Annotated in this window: 14 protein-coding genes and 1 tRNA gene; all 15 read right to left on the bottom strand. The window is 71.9% G+C overall.

Going from position 1 to position 23,107, the window contains the following annotated elements; translation table 11 throughout:
- Positions 1–2: 2 nt before the first annotated feature.
- The gene (locus ACFY0K_RS33770) at positions 3–3,260 is read right to left on the bottom strand and encodes a BTAD domain-containing putative transcriptional regulator (protein WP_390643001.1); all 3,258 of its coding nucleotides are present in this window, start codon (positions 3,258–3,260) and stop codon (positions 3–5) included.
- A gap of 441 nt (positions 3,261–3,701) precedes the next feature.
- Positions 3,702–4,595, bottom strand: coding sequence for a glycosyltransferase family 2 protein (locus ACFY0K_RS33765; RefSeq protein ID WP_390643000.1), 894 nt, complete (start codon positions 4,593–4,595; stop codon positions 3,702–3,704).
- A gap of 258 nt (positions 4,596–4,853) precedes the next feature.
- Complete coding sequence (locus ACFY0K_RS33760; RefSeq protein WP_390642999.1) at positions 4,854–5,036, bottom strand: hypothetical protein; 183 nt, start codon at positions 5,034–5,036, stop codon at positions 4,854–4,856.
- A 210-nt stretch (positions 5,037–5,246) separates the two neighbouring features.
- The gene (locus tag ACFY0K_RS33755) at positions 5,247–5,789 is read right to left on the bottom strand and encodes a hypothetical protein (protein WP_390642998.1); all 543 of its coding nucleotides are present in this window, start codon (positions 5,787–5,789) and stop codon (positions 5,247–5,249) included.
- Between the two features lie 280 nt (positions 5,790–6,069).
- Positions 6,070–6,143: transfer RNA gene (locus ACFY0K_RS33750), tRNA-Thr, on the bottom strand.
- Between the two features lie 107 nt (positions 6,144–6,250).
- On the bottom strand, positions 6,251–7,867 hold the full coding sequence (locus ACFY0K_RS33745; protein ID WP_390642997.1) for an alpha/beta hydrolase: 1,617 nt from the start codon (positions 7,865–7,867) through the stop codon (positions 6,251–6,253).
- Between the two features lie 109 nt (positions 7,868–7,976).
- Positions 7,977–9,182 (bottom strand): DNA polymerase III subunit delta', encoded by a 1,206-nt coding sequence (locus ACFY0K_RS33740; RefSeq protein ID WP_390642996.1) that lies wholly within the window; start codon positions 9,180–9,182, stop codon positions 7,977–7,979.
- Positions 9,183–9,424: 242 nt separating this feature from the next.
- Positions 9,425–12,739, bottom strand: coding sequence for a dTMP kinase (gene tmk, locus ACFY0K_RS33735; protein ID WP_390642995.1), 3,315 nt, complete (start codon positions 12,737–12,739; stop codon positions 9,425–9,427).
- Between the two features lie 188 nt (positions 12,740–12,927).
- Positions 12,928–15,762 (bottom strand): type I DNA topoisomerase, encoded by a 2,835-nt coding sequence (gene topA / locus ACFY0K_RS33730; protein WP_390642994.1) that lies wholly within the window; start codon positions 15,760–15,762, stop codon positions 12,928–12,930.
- A gap of 255 nt (positions 15,763–16,017) precedes the next feature.
- Positions 16,018–16,215, bottom strand: coding sequence for a hypothetical protein (locus ACFY0K_RS33725; protein WP_390642993.1), 198 nt, complete (start codon positions 16,213–16,215; stop codon positions 16,018–16,020).
- A 307-nt stretch (positions 16,216–16,522) separates the two neighbouring features.
- Entirely contained in the window at positions 16,523–18,052 is a 1,530-nt protein-coding gene (locus ACFY0K_RS33720) for a methyltransferase (RefSeq protein ID WP_390642992.1), read from the bottom strand.
- Positions 18,053–18,194: 142 nt separating this feature from the next.
- Entirely contained in the window at positions 18,195–18,854 is a 660-nt protein-coding gene (locus ACFY0K_RS33715; RefSeq protein ID WP_390642991.1) for a small secreted protein, read from the bottom strand.
- A 326-nt stretch (positions 18,855–19,180) separates the two neighbouring features.
- Positions 19,181–21,592, bottom strand: a complete 2,412-nt coding sequence (locus ACFY0K_RS33710) for a sodium-translocating pyrophosphatase (protein ID WP_351960880.1) — start codon at positions 21,590–21,592, stop codon at positions 19,181–19,183.
- A 340-nt stretch (positions 21,593–21,932) separates the two neighbouring features.
- Complete coding sequence (locus ACFY0K_RS33705; protein WP_390642990.1) at positions 21,933–22,367, bottom strand: ATP-binding protein; 435 nt, start codon at positions 22,365–22,367, stop codon at positions 21,933–21,935.
- 251 nt (positions 22,368–22,618) lie between these two features.
- Positions 22,619–22,960: an anti-sigma factor antagonist BldG gene (bldG, locus tag ACFY0K_RS33700; protein WP_010986038.1), complete on the bottom strand. Its 342-nt coding sequence runs from the start codon at positions 22,958–22,960 to the stop codon at positions 22,619–22,621.
- Between the last annotated feature and the right edge of the window lie 147 nt (positions 22,961–23,107).

Here is a 23,107-nt window from a genome sequence, read left to right as displayed (position 1 = left end):
GGTCAGCCGCCGGACGCCAGCAGGGTGCGCAGCTCCGCGAGGACGTCCGGCTCGTCCGTCCCGTCCAGGGCCGTGAGGGCCTCGCGCCAGACGCCGTACGCCTCCTCGGTGCGCCCCTGCTCGCGCAGGAGCAGACCGAGTTGGTGGCGGGCGAGACCGCCGCTGTAGCGGTCGGCGCGGGCGTCGGCGCGGCGCAGGAGCTCGGCGCACTCGTGGTGGGCGCGGTCGGTCCGTCCGAGGGCGCGCAGCGCGCGGACCAGACCGAGCCGGGTCTGGGACTCCCCGTGCCAGTCGCCGTGGCCGCCGAGAATGCGCAGGCTCTTCTCGAAGTGCCCGGCGGCGGCCGCCGGTTCACCGAGGCGGAGCTGGGCGTAGCCGATGTTGCAGTGCGCGGAGTGCTGCAGGATCACGGCGCCGATGGCGTCTCCGATCGCGAGGGAGCGCCGGTGCTGCTCGATGGCGGCGCGCGGGTCGGTGTGTTCGTACAGGTTGCCGAGATGGCTGTGGGTGACGGCCTCGCCGTAGGGATCGTTCAGCTGCCGGGAGTAGTCCAGGCTCTGCCGCAGCGCCTCGCCCGACTCCTCGTACCGGCCGAGCCCCTCAAGCAGCAGCCCCCGGTTGTTCAGGGCGCGCCGGATCCAGGAGACCATGCCAAGCCGCCGCCACAGGGCCAGCGCCCCGTCGGTCAGGGCGAGGGCCTCCCGCTGGCGGCCGGTGAGGAAGCGCAGGCCGGCGAGGTCGCCCAGCGCGTAGGCCTCGGCGGGCTCGTCTCCGAGGCGCCGGGCGGCGGCCAGCGCGGCGGTGCCGAGCACCTCCATCTCGGCGACCCGGCCGCTGCGCAGGACGTAGGGGTAGAGGAGCCGGACGAGCGTGGACAGGTAGGCGCTGATCCGCGCGTCGGCGGTGTCGGCGTAGCGCTCCACCAGGGCGACGATGTTCTCCAGTTCCGTGTCGCCCCAGGCGAAGGCCTGCTCGGCGCACTCGAAGGACGGCAGGGCGGCGGCGTACTGCTGGTGTTCGGGCGGCTGGGCGGTGGTGGGCCGGCGGCGGTCGCCCTGGTCGCGTCCCGGTTCGAGGATCGCGAGGAGGGCACGCTCGGCGACGGCGGCGAACCAGCGCAGGGCGGTGAGAGCCGCCTCGGTTCGGTCGGCGCCATGGATGCCGTCGGTGCCGCCGGTGCCATCGGTGCCGCCGGCCCGACCGCTCCCCTCGCTCCCCTCGCTCCCATCGCTCCCCTCGCTCCCATCGCTCCCGTCGGCCAGCTCGCGGGCGAAGTCCCGTACCAGGTCGTGCGGGGTGTAGCGGCCGTACGCCGTCTCCTCCAGGAGGGCGACGTCGACCAGCCGGTCCAGGGCGACCTCGGCGCGGCGCTCGTCGGTGCCGGTGAGCCGGGCGATCAAGGGGGCGCCGTAGGTGGGGAGGTCGAGGGCGCCGAGGCGGCGCAGGACGAGGGCGGCGTCGCGGTCGGGGACGCGGTCGGAGCCGGCCAGGGCGTCATGGGCCACGGCGAGGGAACGCCGGACACTGAGGTCGTCGTATTCGAGGTGGCGCAGCCTGTCCTCGGTGGCGGCCAGTTGACCGGCCAGCACCTCGGGGGTGAGGGCACCGCGGGCGGCCAGCCGGGCGGCCACCACGCGCAGGGCGAGCGGGAGCCGTCCGGTGAGGCCGACGAGCGGGTGACCGGCGTCGATCTCCGCACGCCCGCTGACCGCGCGCAGCAGCGCGGCGCTGTCCTCGCCGGTCAGCGGCCCGAGTGGGAAGCGGCGGGCGCCGTCGAGCGCGGCGAGCGGCGAACGGCTCGTGACGATCACCGCGCAGCCGGGGCCGCCGGGGAGCAGCGGGCGCACCTGCGCGGCGTTCGCGGCGTCGTCGAGGAGCAGCAGGGTGCGCGTCGGCGCGAGCAGGGATCGCAGCAACGCGGCGGCCGCGTCCGGGTGTTCGGGGATGTGCCGGGGATCGGCGCCGAGGTCCCGCAGCAGCGCGGCGAGCGCCTGGCCGGGGGTGAGCGGGGGCATGCCGGGGGTGGCGCCGTGCAGGTTGACGTAGAGCTGGCCGTCGGGGAAACGATCCCGCAGTTGGTGTGCCACGTGCAGGGCGAGCGCGCTCTTGCCGACGCCGGCCATGCCGCTGAGGACGACGAGGACAGGGGCAGCCGCAGGCGGACGGGTGAGGGCGAGAGTCAGTTCTTCGCGCGTGGCGGTGCGGCCCGTGAAGTGGGCCGGGGGCGGGGGAAGTTGGGCGGGGCGGAGGGACGGGGAGTCGTCGCGCGTAGAACCCGGGTCAAGGGGCTGGTCGGAATCACCACCAAGGGGCAGGTCGGGATCACGACCCAGGGGCTGGTCGGGATCAGCACCAAGGGGCTGGTAGGGATCAGCGCCTCCGGCTTCCGGCCGACGGTCGGGAGACGCGCCGTCCGGGAGCGTGGGGAACTGCGCGACCGGCCACAACGCACCCGCATCCGGCCCACCGGCCGAGGCACCCTCGCGCGTCAGCTCTCCCCCCACCACGCCACTGCCCCGCAGCACCTCCACATGGGCCCGGCGTACCGCCGGGCCGGGCTCGATGCCGAGTTCCTCGCGCAGGCGGTTGCGCAGGTCGCGGTGGACGGCGAGGGCCTCGGCCTGCCGCCCGCCGCGATGGAGGGCGAGCATCAGCTGGCGGTGAAAGGCCTCGCGGAGCGGGTACTCCGCGACGAGCGCGGCCAGTTCCGGTACGAGGCCCCCCAGCCGGGGCCCGCCGAGGGCGAGTTCCGCGTCGTAGCGCCACTCCAGGAGCAGCAGCCGGGCCTCCTCCAGGCGCTGCACGAAGGCGTAGCCGCCGAGTTCGGCGGGGAGGCCGCCGAGCGGGCTGCCACGCCAGAGCACGAGCCCGTCGGCGCAGGCGCGCAACACCCGGTCCCACTCCCGCCGCCCGTGCGCCGCGCGCGCCTGGGACACCCGGACCTCGAACACGTCGACGTCCAGTTCACCGTCGTCGACACGCAGAAGATACCCGGGCGGCACGGCCCGCAGCCGCTCCGGGTCGTCGAGGAGCCGGCGCAGCCGGGTGACGTGGTTGTGCAGCGAGGCGCGCGCCGACGCCGGGGGCGCCCCGCCCCACAGCGCCTCCCGCAGCGACTCGACGGAGACGACCCGCCCGGCCTCCAGGAGCAGCGCGGCGAGCAGCGCGCGTACCTTGGGGCTGCCGATGGGGCGTACGTCGGCCGCGTCGTAGAGGACCGGAGGTCCCAGCAGTCCGAACCGCAGCTCGTACCGCTGCATCACTCCACCCTTCGCCTCCCCGCACGGCGGAGGTGTCCGCCGGTCCTGGATCCTGGCGGAATCGCATCCCATAGGGGATGACTTCCCGCCACCTTCTCTGTGCCGGCCGGAGCCGGAATCCGCTGGGTTTCCCGCCTGCTCCCCGAGCCGAACGACGTCTTCGCGCCAACCGGTTGGCGACCTCCGGGAGAACCGCTGGCCACATGTTAGCGATCCGTTGGCGAGCCCTGATGTGATCTTCATATCGGACCGGGTCCGACGGCGCACGCGTGAATCGCGTGACTCGGGGGAGTGTCGCCGCAGGCCAGGGTCCGGGGACGCGAGAGGGTTCCGGTCGGCGGAGGTGATCGACCGGGGCCCTCGTCCCGTTTCCGGACCGGACGCAACCGGACCGAACTACGACCCGCTCCCCCGCTCCCCTGCTCCCTCCGCTCCTCTGCCTCAGACGACGGGCGGGCGCCCGAGCCGGGTGAGCCGCCAGACCGTGCGCCAGCGCATCGGGCGGCGCTCCCCGGCCGGCTCGCGCAGCCCCTCGGCGAAGCCGGCGAACCAGGCCCGCAGGCCGCCCGTCGAACGGGTGCGCAGGAGCGTGATCAGTATCCAGACGCCGAGGTGGACCGGGATGAGCGGCAGGGGCAGTCGACGGCGGGTCAGCCAGACGCGGTTGCGGGCGGTGACCCTGAAGTAGACGGCATGCCGGGCGGGCGAGGTCCGCGGGTGCTGGAGGAGCAGCTCGGGCGCGTAGAGGATCCGCCAGCCGGCGTCGGCGGCGCGCCAGGCGAGGTCGGTCTCCTCGTGCGCGAAGAAGAACTCGGCGGGCCAGTCGCCGGTCTCGGCGAGCATGGCCATGCGCAGGGCGTGCCCGCCGCCGAGGAACCCGGTGACGTAACCCCCGCGCATGGGGTCGGCGTTGCCGACGCGCGGCACGTGCCGGCGCTGGGTCACGCCGTGCTCGTCCGCGATGCGGAAGCCGACGATGCCGAGGCGGGGGTCGGCGGCGAACAGGTCCCGTACCTGCCGGAACACCTCGACGTCGACGAGCAGGCCGTCGTCGTCCAGTTCGACGACGACGTCCACGTCGCCGAACGCGCGCAGGGTGGCGAGGGCGACGTTGCGGCCGCCGGGGCAGCCGAGGTTGTCCTCGACGTCGACGGTGGTGACCTCGCCGGGCAGGTCGAGTCGGCGGGCGAACTCGGGCAGCCGGCAGCCGTTGCCGACGATCACGATGCGGGCCGGGGCGAGGTCCTGCTTGGCGACGGACCGGAGCAGGGCGTCGACTTCGTCGGGCCGGTTCCCCATGGTCACCACGGCAACCGCGAGCCTCGGCTCCGCCATGTCCCTCACCTCATCCGGCCGACGGCGGTGCCCACGCCCTGGCCGCGCGACACTCGTCGTTCACCAAGATGTTGCCCCAGGTGCGCCGCTGATCCTGACGTCGATTTAGTTTGCAGCCCTTTTACGGTGATTTTTCCTTGTACCGAACGAACGGGAAGCCCACCCAGGACCCTGAGGTGGTTGTAGCGCAACGGAGACATACCCGGCGAATCCCCGGAGGCGAAGTGGGCTCAGTGCTTCGGCCGGGGGCTCTCTGTCTCAGGACGTCGGAATCACGTCGCCGTCGAGGGCGACGACCACTGATCCCGATCCCTCGGCCAGACAGTCATGGTCCGGAAAGTAGTCCACGTGCAGATGGTCGTCCTGATCCGCCGCCGCGGCGAAGCCCTCGATGTTCCCGGCGAGGAGCGCAAAGAACTCCGGGCCGCCCCGCAGACCCACGGACTGTCCCCGGACGACGAGATCGTGATCTTCCCGCTCGTCTGCCGGAATGTCATCCGTGACAACCACCTGCTGTACGGAAACGAATCAGAGACCTCCAGGAGAATCTCTCCCCGCCCGCTCCGCAACTGCCGCCCCAGGGCCGCAGTTCGGAGCGGATTCCGGAGAGCTCCAGTTCCCCGGTCGAATCACCGCGCAAGACCTTCACCGTCATGCCTCTGCTCTTCGCCTACGGCCGGTAGTCGCCGGACCGGATGGTGGACGGGTCGATCGCCGTGTGCGGATCCATGAGCGGGCCGCCGCCGACGCACCCACGGAAGTATCGCTCCTGTTCGGGTGCTTGCTCCGGGGGAACGCCCTGAGCCAGGCCTCGCCCTCGGCGCGCTCCGCCGCGGGAGTGCGCGGACTGGCGGAGCGCCGCGCCACGTAGTCACGGATGATCTGCACCCGATGCGGGTCGGGAACCACCAGAGAGCCGATAAATTCCTGCCATGTGGTGCCGCGCAGGATGACGCTGCCGTCGAGCGAGAGCATGGCGAACTCGGGAAAGCCGGCCGCCGACCCCAGCATTCCGGTCGCGACACCAGCCCCCATGATGTCCCACTCCTCGACGAGCCGGACGCGCGCCCAGCGCAGTACGGGTACCGAGTCGTCGTCGGCATGGTTCACCCCCAGCAGGAACTCCCGGTCGTCCCCCAGGAACCCGTGGTCGAGTGCCAGCCGGAACCACCCGTCGTTCGCTTTCTCGATCAACCGCGGATCGTCCCTGCGCACGGTCTCGTCGCGTCGGCCGTCCTCCCGACGGCAGCGATGTCATCAAGCCCAGGGCCCTCGTCGCACCCGCCGCACCGCTCGCCGTGGACAGCCGGTTCGGGCCCGACACCTGCGCGGCCATGCAGCGCAGCCTCCGACCGTCAAGGCCTGCAGACTTACCTTGCGGGTCACGGCCGAGCTTCTGACGGAGACAGGCGCACAGACCCCTCGAAGCAGCAAAAAGGCCAGGTCACGGGCTATGTGACCTGGCCTCTGCCGGAGCCGCTTTCGGGATTCGAACCCGAGACCTACGCATTACGAGTGCGTTGCTCTGGCCATCTGAGCTAAAGCGGCGCGTCACCCGCACTATGGTGCGATCAGCGACTTCGGTAAGTCTACACAGTTTCCGGGGGTGCTCCGTACACGCCCCGGAGCGGGGGCTCCGGGGACGGCCACAGGGGTTATGAGCAGCGCTTTCCCTTCGCCGGTGGGGTGCCGCTGAGGAGGTAGGTGTCGATCGCGGAGTCGATGCAGGTGCTGCCCCGGCCGTAGGCGGTGTGGCCGTCGCCGACGTAGGTGAGGAGGCGGCCCGAGGAGAGCTGGCCGGCCAGGGACTGGGCCCAGGGGTAGGGGGTCGCCGGGTCGCGGGTGGTGCCGACCACGACGATGGGGGCGGCGTCCTTCGCCTCGATGCGGTGCGGCTCGCCGGTGGCCCGCACCGGCCAGTACGCGCAGTTCAGCGAGGCCCACGCCAGGTTCGGGCCGAACACCGGGGACGCCTTCTCGAACTCGGGCAGTGCCTTCTCGACCCCCTCGGGGCTGGTGAAGGCGGGCGGCAGGTCCAGGCAGTTCACCGCGGCGTTGGCGAACATGAGGTTCGAGTAGCGGCCGTCCGCGTCCCGCTCGTAGTAGCTGTCGGAGAGGGCGAGCAGGCCCGCGCCGTCGTTGTCCTTCATCGCCGTGTGCAGGGCGTCGCGCAGTTGCTCCCACTCGGCCTGGTCGTACATCGCCGCGATCACGCCGGTCGTCGCCAGGGACTCGGTCAGCTTGCGGCCGTCCGGGTCGCCGGTCGGGACGGGGTGCGCGTCCAGCTTCTTGAAGAACGTTCCGAGGTTGTCGGCGATCTGCGTCCGCGTGCTGCCCTTGTCGCCGAGCGGGCAGTCGGTGCGCTTCGCGCAGTCCCTCGCGAAGGACTGGAACGCCGTCTCGAACCCCGCCGTCTGCTGCAGGTTCAGCTCGCGCGCGGACAGGGACGGGTTCATCGCGCCGTCCAGGACCATCCGTCCCACGCGTGCCGGGAACAGGCCGGCGTAGGTCGCGCCGAGGAAGGTGCCGTAGGACGCCCCCACATAGTTCAGCCTCTGGTCGCCGAGCGCCGCCCGCAGGATGTCCATGTCCCGAGCCGAGTCGGCGGTGGAGACATGGCGCAGCAGTTGCGCCGAACGCTTCCCGCAGGCCTCCGCGAACGTCTTGAACTCCGCGACCAGGCGATCCGTCTCCTGCTGGTCGTCGGGGGTCATGTCGGTCTCGGTGAACGTGTCCATCTGCGGCCCGTCCAGGCACTCGACGGGCTCGCTGCGGGCGACTCCGCGCGGGTCGACGGCGACCATGTCGTAGCGCGCCCGCACCTCGGCGGGGTAGCCGATGCCCGCGTACTGCTGGAGGTAGTCCACCGCGGAGCCGCCCGGCCCGCCGGGGTTGACCAGCAGCGATCCGAGCGGCTTCGCCTTGCCGGTGGCCTTCTTGCGGGCGACCGCCAGCCGGACGTCACCCGCGCCGGGCTCGGCGTAGTCCAGTGGGGCCTTCATCGTCGTGCACTGGAAACCGGGAACACCGCAGTCCCGCCAGGTGAGCTTCTGGGCGTAGTACGACGCCAGCGCGGACGGTGTCGAGCGGGGCAGCGCGGCCAGCTGGGCGGTGCCGGCCGGCGTGGACGCCGACGTCGCCGTCGACGCGCTCCCCGCGGAGGAGCACGCGGAGGCGAGCAGGGCGGCGGCCGAGAGCAGGGCGGCCGCCATCGTCCGGGTGTGGGCACGGGATCGAATTGAGGTCCGGCGGGTGATTCGCCTGATGTGCATCAATCGAGCGTAACGCCGGGAAATGATCTCCGTGCCGCGCACGGCGACTGTGGCTCGTACGGGTGACCCCGGTCAACGCCATGCACGTCCAGGGCGCCGGACGCCGCCGTCAGCCCGCTCTGAGCGCCATCGTCATCGCCTCCACCGCCAACAGTGGCGCCACGTTCCGGTCGAGGGCGTCCCGGCAGGCCGCGATCGCCTCGATCCGGCGCAGCGTGGCCTCGGGCGAACCGGCGCGGGCCAGCCGCTCCAGGGAGTCCTCGGCGTCCGCGTTGGCGATCGCGACCCTGGAGCCCAGCTGGAGCGCGAGGACGTCGCGGTAGAAGCCGGTCAGGTCGGTGAGGGCGACGTCGAGGCTGTCGCGCTGGGTCCTGGTGCGGCGTCGCTTCTGCATGTCCTCCAGGTCCTTCATCACCCCCGCCGTGCCGCGCGGCAGACGACCGCCCTGGGCCGCGCCCAGCGCCGCCTTCAGCTCCTCGGTCTCCTTGCCGTCCATCTCCTCGGCGAGCTGCTTGGCGTCCTCCGCCGCCGCGTCCACCAGCTCCTGGGCGGCCTTCAGGCACGCGCCGATCTCGTCCAGCCGCAGCGGAAGCTTCAGCACGGCCGCGCGGCGCTCGCGGGCTGCCGGGTCGGTGGCCAGCCGGCGGGCCCGGTCGACGTGCCCCTGGGTGGCGCGGGCGGCGGCCGCGGCCACCTGGGGTTCGATGCCTTCGCGCCGGACGAGCATGTCCGCGACCGCGTCCACCGAGGGCGTGCGCAGGTTCAGGTGGCGGCAGCGGGAGCGGATCGTGGGCAGCACGTCCTCCAACGAGGGCGCACAGAGCAGCCAGACCGTGCGGGGGGCGGGCTCCTCGACGGCCTTGAGGACGGCGTTGGCCGACTTCTCGTTCAGCCGCTCGGCGTCCTCGACCAGGATGATCTGCCAGCGTCCGGTCGCCGGGGCGGTGTACGACTTGCGGACCGTGTCGCGCATGTCCCTGACCAGGATCTCGGCGCCGACGGCCGCGACCGTGGTGACGTCCGCGTGGGTGCCGATCAGCGCGGTGTGGCAGCCGTCGCAGAAGCCGCAGCCGGGGGCGCCGCCCAGGGCGCGGTCGGGGCTCACGCACTGGAGGGCGGCGGCGAAGGCCCGCGCCGTCTGGTTGCGGCCGGCGCCGGGCGGGCCGGTGAACAGCCAGGCGTGGGTCATCTTCGACGACTCCGGCGGCGGCCGGTCGGTCGCGGCGGCGGTGACCAGGGCGTCGGCGTCCCGGGCGGCGGCGGTGAGCACCTCACTCACCCGCTCCTGCCCGACGAGGTCGTCCCACACGGTCATGGGTCACGCCGCCCTTTCGTCATGTTCGTCACGCGTCATGTTCGTCACGCGTCATGTTCGGCATGTCGCGATCGCCGTACGTGCCGGTTCGGAGATCCCGGCGCTCCTGCTTCCGCTGTCGAGGTCCGCCGGTTCTGCGGTCCGGACTCCATTGTGCGGGTGCCCACTGACAACGAGGGGCGGCGCCGGCCGGCATCCCGACCCGCACCGCCCCCGCCGCACCCGAGCTGTCAGCCCCGCCTTCAGCCGCGCCGACCGCGACCTCGGCGGCCGCGTTCGTCGTCGTGCTCCGGCTCCTCGTACGACCCCAGCAGCTCGTCCGCCAGCGACGGCAGGTCGTCCAGCGGGGTCTCCTCGGCCCAGTCGGGCCGGGGGCGCCGGCGCCGCGCCGGGCCGTCGGCGGCGCCGTCCGCATCGACCTGTGGCATCTCGCGGGTGCGGTCCTCGGAGCCGTCGGGGTTCGCGCCCGCACGCTCGTCCCGGAAGAAGCCGGGCGGCATCCGGTCCGCCGGGCCGTCGGTGGGCGCCCCGGCGTCGTCCCGCACGGGAGGCAGCACGGCGGTCTCGTCCGCGGCACCCGGCGGCACCGGGGGCAGCACGGCGGTCTCGTCGGCCGCGCCCACGGGAGGCAGCACGGCGGTCTCGTCCGCAGCGCCCGGCGGCACCGGCGGCAGCACGGCGGTCTCGTCGGCCGCGCCCACGGGAGGCAGCACGGCGGTCTCGTCCGCGGCGCCCGCGGGCCGCACCGGCGGCTGCGGCAGCTGTGCCGTCACCTCGGCGTCGGACTCGTGGGCCGCGGGTGCCTGCTCGTCCCGTACCGGACGCAGCACCGTCGTCTCGTCGTCCCGGGCGTCCGGCTTCAGCACCGGCGTCGGCATGGTCGTCGCCTCCGGTGTGACGCCCGGAGCCGTCGGCTGCCGTGCGGCGGACTGCCGGGCGGCCACGTCGGCCGCTGCCGCCGCCTCCGTCGCGGCGCGCCGCGCCTGCTCGGCCTTGAGGAGTGCCTCCTCGGCCTTGCGCTGCTTCTCCAGGCGCCGTTCCTCGGCCTCGGCGCGCAGCCGGGCCTCTTCCTCGGCCTGCCTGCGGCGCTGTTCCTCCTCGGCCTTGCGGCGGGCCTCGGCCTCCGCGCGGGCCTTCTCCTCGGCGAGCAGCCGGGCCTGCTCCTCCTCGGCCCGCCTGCGCGCCTCCTCCGCCCGCAGCCGGGCCTCCTCCGCCTGCCGTTCGGCCTCGCGGCGCTGCGCCTCCTCCAGCTCGCGGCGCTTGCGCTCCTCCTCCTCGGCACGGAGCTTGGCGAGCTGTTCCTGACGCTCGCGTTCGACGCGCTCCTCTTCGGCCTTGCGCGCGGCCTCCAGCTCCGCCTTGCGCCGGGCCTCCTCCTCGGCGGCCTTGCGGGCCTCCTCGGCGGCCTTGATCTCGGCCTCGGAGAGCGGCAGCACGGTGTCGAGCCGGGCCCGGATGACGGTGGTGACCGACTCGGGCTCCTGGCCGGCGTCGACCACCAGGTAGCGGCCGGGGTCGGAGGCGGCGAGGGTGAGGAAGCCGGCCCGTACGCGCGCGTGGAACTCGGCTGGCTCGGACTCCAGCCGGTCGGGCGCCTCGGTGAACCGCTCGCGGGCGGTCTCGGGCTCCACGTCCAGCAGGACGGTCAGGTGCGGGACGAGTCCTGCGGTCGCCCAGCGGTTGATGCGGGCGACCTCGGTCGGGGAGAGGTCGCGGCCCGCGCCCTGGTAGGCGACGGAGGAGTCGATGTACCGGTCGGAGATGACGACCGCGCCGCGCTCCAGGGCGGGCCGGACGACGGTGTCGACGTGCTCCGCGCGGTCGGCCGCGTACAGCAGGGCCTCGGCCCGGTGCGACAGACCGGCGGACGAGACGTCGAGGAGGATCGAGCGCAGCCGCTTGCCGACCGGGGTGGCGCCGGGTTCACGGGTGAGGACGACCTCGTGGCCCTTGGCCCGGATCCACTCGGCGAGGGCCTCGGCCTGGGTGGACTTGCCGGCGCCGTCGCCGCCCTCCAGGGCGATGAAGAAACCGTTGGCCGTGGGTGCCTGCGCCGGGTCGTCGCCGCCGAGCAGCGCGTCCCGCAGGTCGTGGCGGAGCGGTACGCCCGCGCGGTCGTCGACCTTGGCGAGCACCACCGCGGCCACCGGCAGCAGCAGCGCGCCGACCAGCATCAGCGTGAACGCGGCGCCGCCGTGCGCGAACACGAACTTGCCGTTCTCCAGGCGGTGCGGTCCGATCAGCGCGGCCACCAGGGGGGCGACGAGCGCGCCGAGCGCCATGGCGACCCGGACCACCGCGTGCAGGTGCTCGGTCGTCCGGATCCGGCGGGAGTCCTCGGTCTCCTGGTCGAGCAGGGTGTGCCCGGTGTTGGCGGCCACACCCGCGCCGATGCCGGCCAGCGCGACGATCAGGAGCACGGTGGTGACGTCGGGAACCAGGCCCGCGGCCAGCAGCGCGATGCCGGTGAAGGCGATCGCCAGGGACAGCAGGCGGCGGCGGGAGAGCGTCGGGAGCAGCGCGGGCGCCGTACGGATGCCGACGGCGACCCCGCCGGTCAGGGCCAGCACCAGCAGGCCGTACAGGACCGGCCCGCCGCCCAGGTCCCTGGCGTGCAGCACCGAGACGGCGACGGCGGCGGAGATGGCACCGGCGATCGCGGCGCAGGCCGGCACGAGGAGCGGGATGGCACCGGTGCGGCCGGTGTCGGTGCCGTCGGCGGTCTTGGGCCGGCGCAGGCCCTCCAGCGGCGACCGCGCGCGGGGGGTGCGGGTGCCCGGCACCTCCAGGGAGACCAGCACCGAGAGGGAGGCGGCGAACAGGCCCGCCGCCAGGTACGAGCCGAGGGCCGCCTGGTGCTGGGCGAACCAGGCGATGCCCGTGCCCAGCAAGTTGTTGACCAGCGACGCGCCGACCAGGGCGGCGGCCGCGAGCGGGACCGTGAGGAACGTCGTCCGCAGCGAGAGGCGGCGCAGGGCGTCCAGGTGGTCGGGCAGCGGTCGTACCGTGGCGCCCTCCGGGGGCGGGGCGGGCAGCAGCGCGGGGGCCGCGCTCTCCCGGCAGACGGTCCAGAAGCGCTCGGCGACCCCGGTGACGAAGGCCGTCGCCAGGACGAGCGTCAGCGCGTTCGCCGGGGTCCAGTCGATCCACAGGGGCGCGATGATCAGCAGGACCGTGCGCAGGCCGTCGGCGCCGACCATGGTCCAGCGGCGGTCGAGCGGGCCGTCCTGTGCGGTCAGCGTGGTGAGCGGGCCCAGCAGGACCGCGCCGAAGAGCAGGGTGGCGAGAACGCGTACCCCGAAGACGACCGTCACCGCCAGCGCCGCCCCGCGGTAGCCGCCGCCGAAGGAGCCCTGGGCCACGGCTGCCTGGAGCGTGAGCACGACAAGCACCAGCAGTGCCAGGCTGTCGCCGATCCCGCTCACTAGCTGGGCGCTCCACAACCGCCTCAGTTCGGGTCGGCGCAGCAGAGAGCGGACGGCGCGCTCGCGGGAATCCGCTACCAGCGCGTCGTCCGGGTCTGTCTGGGGGGCCGTTGGCTGCTCGGCTCGCGTCATGCTTTCAGCCTATCGGCAGCCGCCGACAGCCCGCCGCGACCGTCCACAGGTACGCACACCCCGACACCAAGTTGATGCCGGGGCGTGCACAATGCGAAGCCGATGTGAGGACCTGAAGGCGCCTCAGCGTTCTCGGGAAGCCCGAAGCCGTCCCCGGGAAGCCCGAAGCCGGTCCCGGGAAGCCCGGCTCAGTCCTCCGCGGCCGTCTTGGAGGCCGTCGCCTTCTTGGCGGGTGCCTTCTTCGCGGCCGTCGTCGTCTTCTTCGCGGCGGTCTTCTTCGCCGCCGTCTTCTTCGCCGGTGCGGCCTTCTTGGCGGCCGCGGTCTTCTTCGCGGGCGCCTTCTTCGCCGTCTTCTTGGCGGGCGCCTTGGCCCGCTTCTCGGCGAGCAGCTCGTAGCCGCGCTCCGGGGTGATCGTCTCGACGCTGTCGCCGGAGCGCAGCGTCGCGTTGGTCTCCCCGTCGGTGACGTACGGGCCGAAGCGGCCGTCCTTCACCACCACCGGCTTCTCGCTGACCGGGTCGGTGCCCAGCTCCTTCAGCGGCGGCTTGGCGGCGGCCCGGCCGCGCTGCTTGGGCTGGGCGTAGATCGCCAGCGCCTCTTCGAGGGTGATCGTGAAGAGCTGGTCCTCGGAGGTGAGCGAGCGCGAGTCCGTGCCCTTCTTCAGGTACGGCCCGTAGCGCCCGTTCTGCGCGGTGATCTCCTGGCCCTCGGCGTCGGTGCCGACGACCCGCGGCAGCGACATCAGCTTCAGCGCGTCCGCCAGGGTGACCGTGTCCAGGGACATGGTCTTGAAGAGCGAGGCCGTGCGCGGCTTGACCGCGTTCTTGCCGGTCTTCGGGGTGCCCTCGGGGAGCACCTCGGTGACGTACGGGCCGTAGCGGCCGTCCCGGGCGATGATCTGGTGGCCGGTCTCCGGGTCGGCGCCCAGCTCGAAGTCGCCGCTCGGCTTGGCGAGCAGCTCCTCCGCGAGCTCGACGGAGAGCTCGTCGGGGGCCAGGTCCTCCGGCACGTCCGCGCGCTGGTGGCCCTCGGAGTCCTTCTCGCCGCGCTCGATGTACGGGCCGTAGCGGCCGACCCGCAGCACGATGTTGTTGCCCACCGGGAACGACGACACCTCGCGCGCGTCGATCGCGCCCAGGTCGGTCACCAGCTCCTTGAGGCCGCCGAGGTGGTCCCCGTCGCCGTTGCCGGCGTCGGCCGCGCCGCCGGGGGCGGTGTCCTCGCCGCCCTCGCCGAAGTAGAAGCGCTTCAGCCACGGCACGGCCTGCGCCTGACCTGCGGCGATGCGGTCGAGGTCGTCCTCCATGCGGGCGGTGAAGTCGTAGTCGACCAGCCGGCCGAAGTGCTTCTCCAGCAGGTTGACCACGGCGAAGGAGAGGAAGGACGGCACGAGGGCCGTGCCCTTCTTGAAGACGTAGCCGCGGTCCAGGATCGTGCCGATGATCGACGCGTACGTCGACGGGCGGCCGATCTCGCGCTCTTCCAGCTCCTTGACCAGCGAGGCCTCGGTGTAGCGGGCCGGGGGCTTGGTGGCGTGCCCGTCGACCGTGATCTCCTCGGCGGACAGCGGGTCGCCCTCGGCGACCTGGGGCAGCCGGCGCTCGCGGTCGTCCAGCTCGGCGTTCGGGTCGTCGGCACCCTCGACGTAGGCCTTGAGGAAGCCGTGGAAGGTGATCGTCTTGCCGGAGGCGCTGAACTCGACGTCCCGGCCGTCGGCGGCGGCGCCACCGATCTTGACGGTCACGCTGTTGCCGGTCGCGTCCTTCATCTGGGAGGCGACGGTCCGCTTCCAGATCAGCTCGTAGAGCTTGAACTGGTCACCGGTGAGCCCGGTCTCGGCGGGGGTGCGGAAACGATCACCCGAGGGGCGGATCGCCTCGTGCGCCTCCTGCGCGTTCTTGACCTTCGCGGCGTACGTCCGCGGGGCCGGGGGCAGGTAGTCGGCGCCGTAGAGCTGCGTGACCTGGGCGCGGGCGGCCGCGATCGCGGTGTCGCTCAGCGTCGTGGAGTCGGTACGCATGTACGTGATGTAGCCGTTCTCGTACAGCTTCTGGGCCACCTGCATGGTGGCCTTCGCGCCGAAGCCGAGCTTGCGCGAGGCCTCCTGCTGGAGGGTCGTCGTACGGAACGGGGCGTAGGGCGAGCGGCGGTACGGCTTGGACTCGACCGAGCGGACCGAGAACCGGGTGTTCTCCAGGGCGGCGGCGAGCGCGCGGGCGTTCGCCTCGTCGAGGTGCAGGGTGTTCGCGGACTTCAGCTGCCCGAGCGAGTCGAAGTCGCGGCCCTGGGCGACCCGCTTGCCGTCGACGGCCTGCAGGCGGGCGACCAGGGACGACGGGTCGCTCGGGTCACCGGCCCGGCCGGTCCCGAAGGTGCCGGTCAGGTCCCAGTACTCGGCGGACCGGAACGCGATGCGCTCCCGCTCCCGCTCCACCACGAGCCGGGTCGCCACGGACTGGACTCGGCCGGCCGACAGGCGCGGCATGACCTTCTTCCACAGGACCGGCGAGACCTCGTAGCCGTAGAGGCGGTCGAGGATGCGGCGGGTCTCCTGGGCGTCGACGAGCTTCTGGTTGAGCTGGCGCGGGTTGGCGACGGCGGCCCGGATCGCGTCCTTGGTGATCTCGTGGAAGACCATCCGCTTGACGGGGATCTTCGGCTTGAGGACCTCCTGGAGGTGCCACGCGATGGCCTCGCCCTCGCGGTCCTCATCGGTGGCGAGGAAGAGCTCGTCGGACTCCTTCAGCAGGTCCTTGAGCTTCTTGACCTGCGCCCTTTTGTCGGCGTTGATCACGTAGATGGGCTGGAAGTCGTGCTCGACGTCCACGCCGAGGCGCCGGACCTCGCCGGTGTACTGCTCGGGCACCTCCGCGGCGCCGTTGGGAAGGTCACGGATGTGCCCGACGCTCGCTTCGACGACGTATCCGGGGCCCAGATAGCCCTTGATCGTCTTCGCCTTGGCAGGGGACTCGACGATGACGAGTCGGCGGCCGCCCTGTGCGGTCTCGCTGGTCGGGGACAACTTCGCTCTTCTCTCCGGTCGACGCTGGGGCCTCCCCAGGCCTTGCTCCCGGGGTCGTGGCACGGGCAGGGACGCCCGCTCACTTGGTGACGCTGCGGAGTGTGACGGTACATCCCGCCCCCGTGTCAAACGGGAAAAGCCCACAACGGCCACTCGAACGGTAACCCGACTACCGCCATTCCTGCCGCCCGGAGTCCCCGGTGGCCCCCCGGGCCCTGTCCGGAGCGTGATGCTCCGATTACCGGAGGGACGCCTTCAGAGCCGGGTCAGGCAGTACGCCGCGAGGCCCAGCGCGATCACCGCGGCTAGGCTCGCGAGGGTCGCCGATGCGACCTGACTCACACCCTGGGCGACGGGTTCGCCACGCCGGAGCCGGACGCCGGTCCACGCCAGCAGCGCGCCTCCGAACAGGGCGAACACCAGCCCCGCGAAGATCACCGGTGCGCTCTCCATGGCCCGCGCTCCCCTTCCCTGCCGCCCGTGACTGCCCAGCGCCCGGAGACTGGCACGTACGGGCGGCGGGCGGGAGGCCGACGGGCGAAATCGAGGTGAACGAGCGGCCGGAACACCCTCGAACATCCGATCGGCGGACGAGAGGCGGACCAGCGGCGGACCGCCGATGGATCGTCAGTGGCCCGCCGCTGGAAGACGGAGCAAACGTTCCGGCCAGATTTTTCCGGCCTTTTTCTTCTCCGGCGTGTCACGCAGGCCGGCCCACGGTCGTCCCCCGGCGCGGCGGCCGGGCACGTCTTCCGGACCGTCAGACGGCCGGCTCCAGGAACCCCTGCTCCACCAGCAGCCGGATCTGCGCTGGCGTGCGGTCACGCAGCAACACCGGGTCCTCGCCGGTCAGTTGCGCGATGGCGTCGAGAATCCGCCCTGCGCTCAGCGTGCCGTCGCACACCCCTGCGAAGCCGGCACCCACCGTGTCCACCTTGGTCGCGCGGCGCATCCCGCGGTGCTGGCGCAGCACCACGTGCTCGGGGTCCTCGGCGCCGGGCAGTCCGACCTGCTCCTGGACCACCTCGACGGCGAGCCTGAAATGGCTTTCCAGAAGATCCGCGTCGTCGTGGTCACGGAGGTAGTCGAGGCGGTCGAAGTGCGCGCGGATCGTCTCGCCGAGCGGCTGTTCGATCGGATGCGGCCACTCCTCGACGGTGACCGAGGGCACGGCGGCGCCCGTCTTCCGGAGCGTGATCCAGCCGAATCCCACCCCCTTCACCTTGCGCGCCTCGAACTCGTCGAGCCAGGCGTCGTACCGCGCCTGGTACTCCGCCTGATCCTCGCGGTGGTCACCGGAGTCCCTGAGCCACAGCTCGGCGTACTGGTTGACGTCCTGCACCTCGCGCTGCACGACCCACGCGTCGCAGCCGCGCGGCACCCACGACCTGACCCTGTCCTGCCAGTCCTCCCCCGCGACGTGCTGCCAGTTGGCGAGAAACTGCGCGAACCCGCCCTCGTTCAGCCGCTCCCCGGCCTGTTGAACGAGCGAGCGGCACAGATCGTCCCCGCTCATCCCGCCGTCCCGGTACGTCAGCCGGGCGCCGGGAGAGATCACGAACGGCGGGTTGGAGACGATCAGATCGAACGTCTCCCCTTCCTTGACCGGCTCGAAGAGCGAGCCCTCGCGCAGGTCGGCCGCCGGTGCGCCGGAGAGCGCCAGCGTGAGCGCCGTGATGTGCAGCGCACGCGGGTTGACGTCGGTCGCCGTCACCCGCGTGGCGTGCTGGGCGGCGTGCAGTGCCTGGATCCCGGAGCCGGTGCCGAGGTCGAGGGCGGCGGCGACGGGCGTGCGGACGGTGATACCGGCGAGGGTCGTGGACGCGCCGCCGACCCCGAGGACGACTTCTTCGTGCCGTCGGCCGATGCCGCCCGCGCCGCCGACGGCACATCCGAGGTCGGAGACGATGAACCAGTCCTCGCCGTCGGGCCCGCCGTACGGCCGTACGTCCACGGTGGCCGCGACCTCGTCGCCCCCCGCGCGGGTCAGCCAGCCGCTGTCCAGGAGGTCGTCGACGGGCAGGACGCCGGCCACGCGCGCATGCGGCACGGGCTGCTGGAGGAGGAACAGCCGGACGAGCGTCTCCAGGGGCGTGTCCCCGCGGGTCGCGCGCAGCGCGGGCACCGTCTCGCTGCGGGCCAGCGCCGCGTACGCGGGGGCACCGAGCAGGTCGAGCAGGCCGTCGGCGGTGAAGGAGGAGCCCAGCAGGGCGGTGCGCAGCCGGGCGGCGACGTCGGGGCGGTCGGAGGCGGGCAGGGTGGCGAGGCCGGAGTCAGTCACGCCCTCCATTGTGGCCCGCGGCCAGGCCCGGCCACGGGCTCAGCACACGGTCGCGGACCGCAGAACTCCGCCCGGCGCACGGACCCGGCCCCAGCGCCGGTACCCTCCCCGACACCGGCCGGGCCCCGGCCTCCGAGGTTCTGCCCCTGCCTCAGCCCGCGGTCGACGACGTCGAGGTCGAAGCCGGGGACGACGCCGGGGACGACGCACCGGTCGACGTCGTCGAGGAGACCTTCTTGCAGCTGGCCTGCTCGGCGATCGCGTCCTTGACCTCGCCCTGCTCCAGCGCGTTCAGCGCCGCCGTGCCGCTCTTGCTCTGCGCCTCCAGCTGCGTCGTCTGGGAGGCGACGTCCTGCAGACCGGAGGCGAACTTCGCCTGGTTCTTGGTGTCGAGCGCGTCGACCTTCTTCTTCAGGTCCGCGTAGGACGCGGAGAGGCTGTTGAGGGTCGTGACGACGTTCTGCTGGCGCTTGGCGCCGTCGTCCACCCCGGGGGGCGCGCCGGCGCTGCTGATGGCCGCGGCGAGCGCCTTGTAGCCGTCGGACATGTCCTGGAAGGCCTTCGAGTCGGTCTTCTGGATGGTCGCGGCCGAACTCGTGGTGTCCGAGGCCGTCGTGGAGATCGCCTCGTTCGCCGCCTTGATCTTCGCGTCCTGCGCCGGCACCGCGTCGCACACGGTCTTGGCCCAGGCGATCAGCTTGGGGTCGGTGCCCTTGTTGTTGCTGCTGCACCCGGACAGCGCCACTACCAGTACCGCACCGCCGGACAGTGCGGCCGCGAGCTTCTTGTTCACCGGATCGGTCCCTTCCATGGCTCTCGGCCCCCGGAATTTACACGGCGGACGGACAGCACCCCCATGGAAGCACCCATTAAATAAGCTTTTGGGTACATTTGCGCCAAGGAGAGAAGGCTCACGACGAGACGACGCGCACATCCCGGTCCCGAGCGCACTCTCCGGCGCATGCCGACACCCTCCGGCACACGCAGACACACGCCACACACCGCACGTCCGGCGCGCGACAGGCCGCAGGCGCCCCCGGCGTACGAAACGGGCGGACGACGTGTCAGCACACGCCGTCCGCCCGCTCGTTGACCGGCCCCCTCTCGCGAGGGCGCCGGTGGGCGTCGTAAGACCGCCTACGAAACCACCGCGGGATCGGCCGACTTGGCCACCCGTTCGGCACTGTCCTCGTCGTCGCCGACGGCGATACCGCGACGCTTGGAGACGTAGACCGCGCCGACGATCACGATCAACGCGAGGACCGCGATGGTGATCCGGATGCCGATGCTCTTGTCATGTCCGTAGGAGAACTTGATCACCGCGGGCGCGATGAGCAGGGAGACCAGGTTCATGACCTTGAGCAGCGGGTTGATCGCGGGCCCTGCGGTGTCCTTGAAGGGGTCGCCGACCGTGTCGCCGATGACCGTGGCGGCGTGGGCCTCGCTGCCCTTGCCGCCGTGGTGACCGTCCTCGACGAGTTTCTTGGCGTTGTCCCAGGCACCGCCGGAGTTGGCCAGGAAGACGGCCATCAGGGTGCCCGCGCCGATCGCGCCCGCGAGGTACGAACCGAGGGCGCCGACACCGAGCGTGAACCCGATGAAGATGGGCGCCATCACGGCAAGCAGTCCCGGCGTGGCCAGCTCGCGCAGGGCGTCCTTGGTGCAGATGTCGACGACCTTGCCGTACTCGGGCTGCTCCGTGTAGTCCATGATCCCGGGGTGCTCGCGGAACTGCCGCCGCACCTCGAAGACCACCGAACCCGCCGACCGCGACACGGCGTTGATGGCCAGTCCGGAGAAGAGGAAGACGACCGCCGCGCCGGCGATGAGCCCGACCAGGTTGTTGGGCTGCGAGATGTCCATGGACAGGGTCAACGGGGAGCCCGCACCACTGAGTTTCGCGCCCACGTCCTGCACGTTCGTGGTGATCGCGTCCCGGTACGACCCGAAGAGCGCCGACGCCGCGAGGACGGCGGTGGCGATGGCGATGCCCTTGGTGATGGCCTTGGTGGTGTTGCCGACGGCGTCCAGGTTGGTGAGCACCTGCGCGCCCGCGCCCTCGACGTCGCCGGACATCTCGGCGATGCCCTGGGCGTTGTCGGAGACCGGCCCGAACGTGTCCATGGCGACGATCACGCCGACCGTGGTGAGCAGACCGGTGCCCGCCAGCGCGACCGCGAACAGCGCGAGCATGATCGACGTGCCGCCGAGCAGGAACGCGCCGTAGACGCCGAGGCCGATCAGCAGCGCGGTGTAGACGGCCGATTCCAGGCCGACCGAGATACCGGCGAGGACCACGGTGGCCGGGCCGGTCAGCGAGGTCTTGCCGATGTCCATGACCGGCCGCCGGTTGGTCTCGGTGAAGTAGCCGGTCAGCTGCTGGATGACGGCCGCCAGCAGGATGCCGATGGCCACGGCGACGAGCGCGAGGATCCGCGGGTCGCCGTCCTTGGCCCGGATGGCCGCGTCACTGATGCCGTCCAGGTCGGAGTACTTCCCCGGCAGGTACACGAAGACCGCGATCGCGACGAGCACGAGCGAGATCACCGCGGAGATGAAGAAGCCGCGGTTGATGGCGCTCATGCCGCTGCGGTCGCTGCGGCGCGGCGCCACCGCGAAGATGCCGATCATCGCCGTGAGCACGCCGATGGCCGGTACCAGGAGCGGGAAGGCCAGTCCGGAGTCGCCGAAGGCCGCCTTGCCGAGGATCAGCGCGGCGACCAGGGTCACGGCGTACGACTCGAAGAGGTCGGCCGCCATGCCCGCGCAGTCGCCGACGTTGTCGCCCACGTTGTCGGCGATGGTCGCGGCATTGCGCGGATCGTCCTCCGGAATGCCCTGTTCGACCTTTCCGACCAGGTCGGCGCCGACGTCGGCGGCCTTGGTGAAGATGCCGCCGCCGACACGCATGAACATGGCGATCAGGGCGGCACCGAGACCGAAGCCTTCGAGCACCTTCGGCGCGTCGGCCGCGTACACCAGCACCACACAGGAGGCGCCGAGCAGGCCGAGCCCCACCGTGAACATGCCGACGACGCCGCCCGTGCGGAAAGCGATCTTCATGGCCTTGTGCGAGACGGCGGTGAGATCCTTTTCCGGTTCGCCTTCCGCCGGAGTGGCTTCACGGGCCGCCGCGGCGACGCGCACATTGCTGCGTACGGCGAGCCACATGCCGATATAACCGGTGGTCGCCGAGAAGGCGGCGCCGATCAGGAAGAAGATCGACCGGCCGGCGCGCTGATTCCAGTCGTCCGCGGGCAGCAGCAGGAGCAGGAAGAACACCACGACGGCGAATACGCCGAGGGTGCGCAACTGTCGGCCCAGATAGGCGTTGGCGCCTTCCTGGACCGCCGCCGCGATCTTCTTCATGCTGTCGGTGCCCTCGCCTGCCGCGAGCACCTGACGGACCAGGATCCAGGCGACCACGAGCGCGGCCAGCGCCACGGCGGCGATGACCGCCACCAGGACCCGGTTGTCGTCGGTCAGGACTGCGGCTGCGAAGGTTGTGGGGTGGTGGCCCAACTGATGAGGGGTAGAAAGCCCCGCCATTCGTCCTCCTTGACGCTTGGGCTGAGCTCAAGATGTGGACGGATTCTAGGTACCCGCGAGTGATCTAAACAGGGGACGGTAAACGGAATTGGCCTTCTCGTGCTCTTCAGCAAATGATCGAGGTCACGCCGGGGAACCCGAAAGCGGTAATGCCCTAAAAGCATTGACGGCGGCCGTTTACTTGATCAAATTATCGCCCGATTGATCGTGAATGAATTCACTAAACACATCGCACGAGATCACTTTAGGACCGGCCGCAGGTGACACGGGTGCGGGGACGTGCGGACATACCGAAGGGCCCCACTCGGTGGGGCCCTTCGGCACACAGTCAGGGTGGCTCTCAGGTGAGCGCGACTCCAGGCGGGGTCGTCGGCCAGGTCATGCGGATCAGCCCGCCGTGCTCCCCGGCCGTTACCTCCACGTCGTCCACGAGGCCGCTGATGACCGCGAGGCCCATCTCGTCCTCCTCGGCCTCCACGTCCGCGTCCGCCGTGCCACCGGAGGCCCGGTCGCCGGGGACTGAACGGGGTGCCTCGTCGCCGACCTCGATGGAGAACTGTTTCTCCTCTTCGATCAGCGCCACCCGCACCGGCTCGGTGATGCCGCCGGCCTGGTGCAGACCCACGGCACGGGAACAGGCCTCGCCGACGGCCAGCCGGACCTCGTCCAGGACGGCCTCGTCCACTCCGGCCCTGCGAGCCACCGCCGCCGCCACCAGTCGGGCGGTGCGGACGTGCTCGGGCAGCGCGCTGAAGCGGAGTTCAACGGTGGCCATACGTCCCCCTCGGAACTACGGGCGTGCGATGGGGGGCCGGGCCGCCGAAGAACCCGGAACCCCCCGATGAATTGCTTCCGCCGCGGGCACTGCGGCCCGTGCACGGCTGCCGGCACGGGCACGCGGGCCCGAACGGGCGAGGGTGACACGGGCCGTCCGTACGGCGCATGGCGCGCACGGACGCCCGTGCCGAGGGCCGGCCGGACGGCACGGACCGATCGGCGGTCCGGGGTACGTCGGCCGGCCCAGGGTCAGTCGGTGGCCGCCACCGCTTCCTCGACCGAGGTGTGGATCGGGAACACCTTGGTGAGGCCGGTGATACGGAAGATCTTCAGAATGCGCTCCTGGTTGCAGACCAGGCGCAGCGAGCCCTCATGGGCACGCACCCGCTTCAGGCCGCCGACCAGCACGCCGAGCCCGGTGGAGTCGAGGAAGTCCACGCCCTCCATGTCGACGACGAGGTGGAAATTCCCGTCGTTCACCAGCTCGACCAGCTGCTCGCGCAGCTTGGGCGCGGTATATACGTCGATTTCGCCACCGACCTCGACGACCGTACGATCGCCGACTGTACGGGTCGACAGGGACAGGTCCACGGATCCTCCAGCACCTTGCTATCGAGCGGTCGCCCCTCGGGACACCTCGGCTTGCGGCCCTCGGGACGGTTCGCCAGCCGCGATGGCATTCAATCACTTACGGCAGGCGTGCACGACGCCTTGGCCCCATTGTCCGTCACGCCAGTG

This window comes from Streptomyces sp. NPDC001507, assembly GCF_042894765.1.
Classification (GTDB): Bacteria; Actinomycetota; Actinomycetes; order Streptomycetales; family Streptomycetaceae; genus Streptomyces.
The sequence above is the reverse complement of the archived record's forward strand: the minus strand, read 5'-3'. Positions and strand labels throughout refer to the sequence as shown.